Source organism: Spirulina sp. CCY15215 (genome assembly GCF_016888125.1).
GTDB lineage: Bacteria > Cyanobacteriota > Cyanobacteriia > Cyanobacteriales > Spirulinaceae > CCY15215.
Map to the genome: position 1 here is coordinate 1 of NZ_JACSWA010000459.1, position 6,747 is coordinate 6,747.

Consider the following 6,747-nt stretch of genomic DNA (forward strand, 5'->3'; position numbering starts at 1 on the left):
GTGCAACCTCGGCACGAGGTTGCACCGCTCCTCAGCTTATCCAATTGACCTTTGGGGGTCGCCCTCATCCCCTCTTCAATCGAAGATTTGAAGAGGGGAATTCCCGCTCCCATTGTTAAACGGTATAGTAAGAAAATGCGATCGCCTACCCTCAAACAACGACGATGCAAATTGCAACTCAATCTCCTTCAAATTCGACCTCTCCCGCTACAACAACCCTCGATGTAGGCGGAATGAAGTGTGCGGGATGTGTCAACGCCGTGGAACGACAACTCAACAACAATGTTGGTGTTATGTCCGCTTCCGTTAACCTCATTGCTGCTGTTGCTGTCGTAGAATACAACGCCTCTGAAATCGATCCCGATATTCTCGCCGATAAACTCACCGCCCGAGGTTTCCCCAGTTCCCCCCGCAGTTTAGACCCTCGGGCAAAGGCAACCCCCAGCCTCAGCGATCGCCGCCAAACCGAGGAAAAACAACAACTTTGGCAACTGGCGATCGCGGCAATATTACTCCTTTTCTCTTCTCTCGGACACTGGCATCATTTGGGGGGTCCGGAAATTCCCATCTTTAGTAATATTTGGTTTCATTGGGGACTGGCGACCCTTGCTCTCTTAATTCCTGGGCGCAGGTTAATTGTGGATGGAGTGAGGGGTTTATGGTATGGAATGCCTAACATGAATACTTTAGTGGGATTGGGAACCTTAAGCGCCTACTGTACCAGTTTTGCCGCCTTACTCGCACCTCAATTGGGGTGGGAATGCTTTTTTGAAGAACCCGTCATGTTATTGGGGTTCATTTTTTTAGGGAGAACCTTAGAAGGAAGGGCGCGAGGACAAGCCAGTGCTGCAATGGAGAAATTAATGGCCTTGCAACCTCCCCTAGCGCGGTTATTGGGAGACTCCCAGAATGAAACAGAAACCGGGATCGAAATACCTGTCGAACTAATTCGAGTCGGGGAGTGGGTGAGAATTTTACCAGGAGAGAAAATTCCCATTGATGGGGAAATTGTCACAGGAAAAACTACAGTTGATGAGTCGATGCTAACGGGAGAATCTCAACCCGTTGCTAAATCTTCAGGCGATCGCGTTGCAGCAGGCACCCTCAATCAATCTGGCGCGATCGCCGTTAAAGTTCTTCGCACAGTACAGAATACCACCTTGGCACAGATCGTCGCGTCCGTTGAAGAGGCTCAAACCCGCAAAGCCCCCGTGCAAAAACTAGCAGATACCATCGCGGGATATTTTGCCTATGGGGTGATGGCGATCGCCTTCACGGTTTTTCTCTTCTGGTATTTCCTCGGAACTTCTCTTTGGCCGCAAGTTTTAATGCCCATGACGGGTATGATGAGTCACGAAATGGCATCTATGACATCCCCTTTATTATTGAGCCTAAAACTGGCGATCGCCGTCCTCGTCGTCTCCTGTCCCTGCGCCCTCGGTTTGGCAACCCCCACCGCCATTCTCGTCGGTACAGGAATGGGGGCAGAACGAGGTATTTTGATTAAAGGAGGGGATATTCTCGAACAGGTTCATCGTCTCACCACCATCGTTTTCGACAAAACCGGAACTTTAACCCAAGGGCATCCCACCTTAACCGACTGGGAAGTAATAAATGGCAAAAAAGAGTACAATCTTTTGCAAATTGCCGCAACAGTGGAAAGTGGCAGTAATCATCCCCTCGGCACCGCGATCGTAAAGGCAGCACAACGCCAAGAATTGCCTCTCCTCCCCGCAACCGACTTTCACACCGAACCAGGTTTAGGCGTTCGTGCTACGGTGATGGGAAATTCCCCATTTTCCGTTTGTTTGGGAAATCAAGACTGGTTGGCAGAAAATGCGATCGCCCTCCCCGAAACAGTAGTACAGCAAACCGATCGCCTTGCAAAGGCAGGAAAAACCCTCGTTTATTTAGCCATTAACGGCGAAATGACCGGCTGGTTAGCATTAAAAGATACTTTGCGCCCCGATGCCGCCGCCACCATTGCCCGCCTGCAAGAAATGGGCTTAGAAACCATTCTCGCCACCGGCGATCGCCCAGAAGTTGCCGAGGCGATCGCCCGAGAATTAAACATCGATCGCTACTTCTCCCAAGTGCGTCCCGAGCAAAAAGCAGAACTGATTCAAAGCCTCCAACAAGACCCCCACGCCCTTGTTGCCATGGTCGGAGACGGCATTAACGATGCCCCCGCCCTCGCCCGCGCCGATGTCGGCATTTCCCTGCAAGGCAGCACTGAAATCGCCCTAGAAACCGCCGGGATCGTCCTTCTCGCACCGACAACAGGGGTGCTGCGAGAACCGACCCTGACCAGCGCCACCACAGCCATTCAACTCAGCTTGGCCACTTTTAAGAAAATTCGCCAAAATCTCTTTTGGGCTTTAGGGTATAATAGTATTTCCATTCCCATTGCTGCGGGAGCCTTATTACCTGCCTTCGGGATTGTCCTCAGTCCTGCTGTTGCTGCGGCTTTCATGGCTTTTAGCTCCGTAGCAGTTGTGACGAATTCTCTTTTATTAAAACATCAGTTCAGGGTGTAATTTCATGCTAGATCGGGATAAACTGTATCAACTTTCCAATTGCAAATATTCGGCTAAAATTAAAATTTAGTGGCGGAATTGCTAGAAAATCCCTCGAACAGAATCTCTTTCTTTTTGTTCAGGCGATCGTAATTCGGATGACTTTTACTTGAGACCTCATTGATTCCTAATGGCTGCAAAAACGGCAAAAATCCATCAAGAACATATTCTGATCGTCGAAGATGAAAACGGCAGACGATCCCTCCCCCTTTTAGAAGCATCTTACTCCATCGGTCGAGAGGAAACTTGTGATGTTTATCTCAAATCTCCTTTTGTTTCTCGCCATCACGCTATGTTATATCGACGGCTAAGAGAAGATGGTTCCATCTATTACCGTATTGTCGATGGAGACGATCGCGGTAATCTCAGTTCTAACGGTGTGGTCGTTAATGGGACTAAAAAGCCAGAACACGATCTCGAACATAATGACCAACTCGTTTTTGGTAACGATGTTATGGTCACTTATCGCCAGCAAACCATTCCCGAGGCAAGTGCCTCAGATGATCCTTACGATATTACACTGATCGATCCCGCGATGATGATGGATGATTAGGCAAATCATAATTAGACAAGCTATGGGGAAATCTTGATAAGAATCAAAAATCAAGTGATTGCACGAGAAAAATGTAACTTTGGCAACTTTAGTTAGATAGACAATTCAAAGAGAAGCAATTCCAACAAATAATTAACTTGAAGAAGGGGTATTGGTTGTCTCTTGAATAGCTTGCTTCACCGTGTCAAACATTCGACGGCAGTGATTATTGTTCTTCAGGGGCAACTCCTCATTTTTGATTACACAATTCATGCGTACCCCTTCTGGATCAGTCGGTTGTTTGTCAACAAGAGCCTCAACTGTTACCAATTTAGAGAACGAAACTCGTCCCGGAATTTCCCGACCCATCAAGTAATCGTGAGTACCGTAAATAATTTCAAAATTGCAGGCACGTAGGATTTCACCAAGAACGGGAAAGAATTGGTCAGGAGGTAAAGGAATGCTGAAAGAATAAGAATAACGAGCCATATCAAAGTTCACCTAATTTAGATAGTGGTTTTGACATTTCCATGATATCGAATGATATTGAAATGCGAGAAGCAAAATTTGTACTCGGTGCTTTTTCCTATTGTTCCCACGCTTGCTCCGGATTTTTTTACCTTCAGATTAATTCGGAGCCTTTCAGCCCCAAGCCAATTTAAAGATATTCGCGATCGCGATCGTAAAATTTAGAGAAAACAGTAGAAAATTATGGGATTGTTAATTACTTTTGAAGGTGTTGAAGGAGCGGGAAAAACCACACAAATTGAGCGATCGCGAGATTGGTTACAGCACCATTTTAACAACAAGATTCCCATTATTACGACTCGCGAACCGGGGGGAACAATATTAGGACAGGAATTACGTCGTCTTTTGCTGGCCATTACCCAACCAACAATGCAGCCAACAACGACAACAGAGCTTTTATTGTATGCAGCCGATCGCGCCCAGCACGTGGAAGAGATGCTAAAACCTGAGTTAGAAAGAGGGGCAATTATTTTATGCGATCGCTATACTGACTCTACCATTGCTTATCAAGGTTTGGGTAGAGGGATAGACCTAAAATTAATTAATTCTCTTAACAAAATTGCCACAGGAGGCTTGGAAAGCAATTTAACCTTCTGGTTGGATGTCGAGGTGGAAATCGGTCTAAAACGGGCAAAAGAGCGAGGAAAACAGAGCGATCGCATAGAAAGTAGCGATCTTGCTTTTCATGAGCGCGTCCGTCAAGGATTTGCCCAACTAGCCGCCCAAAACCCCCACCGTATCGTTAAAATTGATGCTCGTCCCTCTGCTTCAGATGTTCAAATTAAAATTCAACAAATCTTAAGGAAATTTTTCCGAGAGAGGGAGTAATAAATCAGCAAAATTTATGCCTTTTTCCGACCTAATTGGACAGTCACAGGCGATCGCCCTGCTCGATCGCGCTATTGCGAAAGAGAGAATTGCTCCGGCTTACTTGTTTGTAGGGACGGCTGGGATCGGCAAACGCCTTGCGGCTTTGGCGTTTAGCGAACTCCTTTTGTGCCAAAATCTGCCCGAGTCGCGATATCCTCTCATTCGCCAAAAAATTCAGGCTCAAAACCACCCGGATTTTCTTTGGGTGCAACCCACCTATCAACATCAGGGTCAATTGCTAACCGCCGAAGAAGCAGCAAAATCGGGACTCAAGCGCCGATCGCCTCCCCAAATTCGCGTCGAACAAATTCGCGCGATCGCAGGCTTTTTGGCGCGTCCCCCCTTAGAAGCCTCGCGATCGGTAGTGGTTATCGAAGATGCTCAGACTATGGCGGAAAGTGCCGCCAATGCCCTTCTCAAGACCCTAGAAGAACCCGGAAAAGCAACGATTATACTCATAGCTCCTAGTGGAGATTCTCTCCTCTCTACCCTCGTTTCTCGCTGTCAGCGCATCCCCTTTTCTCGTTTGTCACAAAAACAAGTCAAACAGATTCTCAAGGGTGAGGGACGAGAGGAAATTTTAGGAGAGCCGATTTTGCTGGCGATCGCCCAAGGGAGTCCAGGAGAAGCGATCGTTGCTTGGGAACAATTACAAAATATTCCCGCCGATTTATTAAAAAAACTGGTACAATTGCCAAAAACTGAGAAAAATGCGCTAGAACTTGCCAAAGAAGTTGATAAAACTTTAGACTCTGAAACACAATTATGGGCGATCGACTATTTACAATATTGTTACTGGCAGAAACATAAAACGCGATCGATCTTAGAACAACTCGAACAAGCACGGAAGTATCTTTTGGCTTACGCTCAACCGCGTTTGGTGTGGGAATGTACTTTTATTTCTCTAATTGATTCTTAGTAAACTCCAAGATTGTTTTGATCTCATAATTCATAACCGAAAAAAATGTTTAACTTTCTGCGCTCCGATCTCGCAAATCTAAAGGCATATAATTCCCATCTAGGAGATATTCCCAAAAATATCGATCGCTTGAATACCAATGAAAGTCCTTACGATTTACCGGCGGAATTCAAAGAAAAACTGGCTCAATTTTATCAAAATCACCAATCGAGTAACCGCTATCCCGATGGTAATCACGCTGAGATTAAAACGGCGATCGCAGAGTACGTCAATGAATCGGCGCAGATTACAGAAACAATAAATATTGCTAATATTTCCCTTGGGAATGGCTCTGATGAACTTATTCGTTCTCTATTAATGGCAACTTGTTTGAACCGAGAAGGAAGTATTCTCGTTGCCAATCCGACATTTTCTATCTATGCTATTCTGGCAAAAACATTGGGAATTCCTAGTTTTGTTGCAGGGCGATCGCCAGATACTTTTGAAATTGATTTAGAGGAAGCAGAAAAGGCGATCGCCACTGCTCAAAATCCGCCGATTCGAGTTGTTTTTGTCGTCCATCCCAATTCCCCCACTGCGAATACTTTAACTGCCGGAGAAATAGAGTGGTTGAAAAGTATTCCCGAAGAGATATTAGTGGTTATTGATGAAGCCTATTTTGAGTTTTCACAAACTTCTCTGGTGGGAGAACTACCGCAACATCCTAACTGGGCGATCCTGCGAACATTTTCTAAAGCCTTTCGTTTAGCTTCTCTGCGGGTTGGCTATGCGATCGCGCATCCAGAGATAATTATTGCGTTGGAAAAAGTACGCTTACCTTATAATCTTTCCAGTTTCTCTTTAGCTGCGGCCAAATTGGCAATAGAACAGAGAGAATTGTTGCTAAATTCAATCCCTCAACTGTTAGAAGAACGCGATCGCCTCTTCATGGAATTGTCGAAAATGCCTCAACTCAAAGTTTGGCCGAGCCAAGCCAATTTTCTCTATATTAGTTCAGCTCGAGTCGAACTAAAAGATAAAGGAATGCGATCGCTTGCAGAACACCTCAAACAGCGAGGAACTCTCCTGCGCTATACCGGAGAAGGCTTGCGAATTACCGTCGGTACTCCCGCAGAAAATCAACATACCCTAGAACGAATACACGAAATTGTAACAGGTAATTGGTAATTGGTAACTTGAACTTTCAACTATCAACCATTCTCCCCGCTATCAACTATCAACTATTAACTATCAACTATCAACTATCAACTATCAACTATCAACTATCAACTATCAACTATCAACTATCAACTATCAACTATCAACTATCAACTATCAACTAC

General features: G+C 45.5%; 6 protein-coding genes. 5 read left to right on the forward strand and 1 reads right to left on the reverse strand.

The genetic code is table 11. The features are described from left to right. The first annotated feature begins 164 nt into the window (after nt 1-164). Entirely contained in the window at nt 165-2,537 is a 2,373-nt protein-coding gene (locus JUI58_RS14685) for a heavy metal translocating P-type ATPase (RefSeq protein WP_204104545.1), read from the forward strand. A 169-nt stretch (nt 2,538-2,706) separates the two neighbouring features. Continuing rightward, nucleotides 2,707-3,129, forward strand: coding sequence for an FHA domain-containing protein (locus tag JUI58_RS14690; RefSeq protein WP_204104546.1), 423 nt, complete (start codon nt 2,707-2,709; stop codon nt 3,127-3,129). A gap of 132 nt (nt 3,130-3,261) precedes the next feature. Here JUI58_RS14690 and JUI58_RS14695 read toward each other — a convergent pair whose 3' ends face one another. After that, on the reverse strand, nt 3,262-3,597 hold the full coding sequence (locus JUI58_RS14695; protein WP_204104547.1) for a hypothetical protein: 336 nt from the start codon (nt 3,595-3,597) through the stop codon (nt 3,262-3,264). 219 nt (nt 3,598-3,816) lie between these two features. Between JUI58_RS14695 and tmk the strand changes: the two genes are divergently transcribed. Genes tmk through JUI58_RS14710 form a run of 3 tightly spaced genes read left to right on the forward strand, consistent with a single transcriptional unit; the run spans nt 3,817 to nt 6,592 of the window. Further along, complete coding sequence (tmk, locus tag JUI58_RS14700; protein ID WP_348539898.1) at nt 3,817-4,464, forward strand: dTMP kinase; 648 nt, start codon at nt 3,817-3,819, stop codon at nt 4,462-4,464. Nucleotides 4,465-4,480: 16 nt separating this feature from the next. Continuing rightward, nucleotides 4,481-5,425 carry a DNA polymerase III subunit delta' gene (gene holB, locus JUI58_RS14705; RefSeq protein WP_204104549.1) on the forward strand — a complete coding sequence of 315 codons (945 nt, stop codon included), beginning with the start codon at nt 4,481-4,483 and terminating at the stop codon, nt 5,423-5,425. A gap of 45 nt (nt 5,426-5,470) precedes the next feature. Further along, nucleotides 5,471-6,592 carry a histidinol-phosphate transaminase gene (locus JUI58_RS14710; RefSeq protein ID WP_204104550.1) on the forward strand — a complete coding sequence of 374 codons (1,122 nt, stop codon included), beginning with the start codon at nt 5,471-5,473 and terminating at the stop codon, nt 6,590-6,592. Nucleotides 6,593-6,747: the final 155 nt, after the last annotated feature.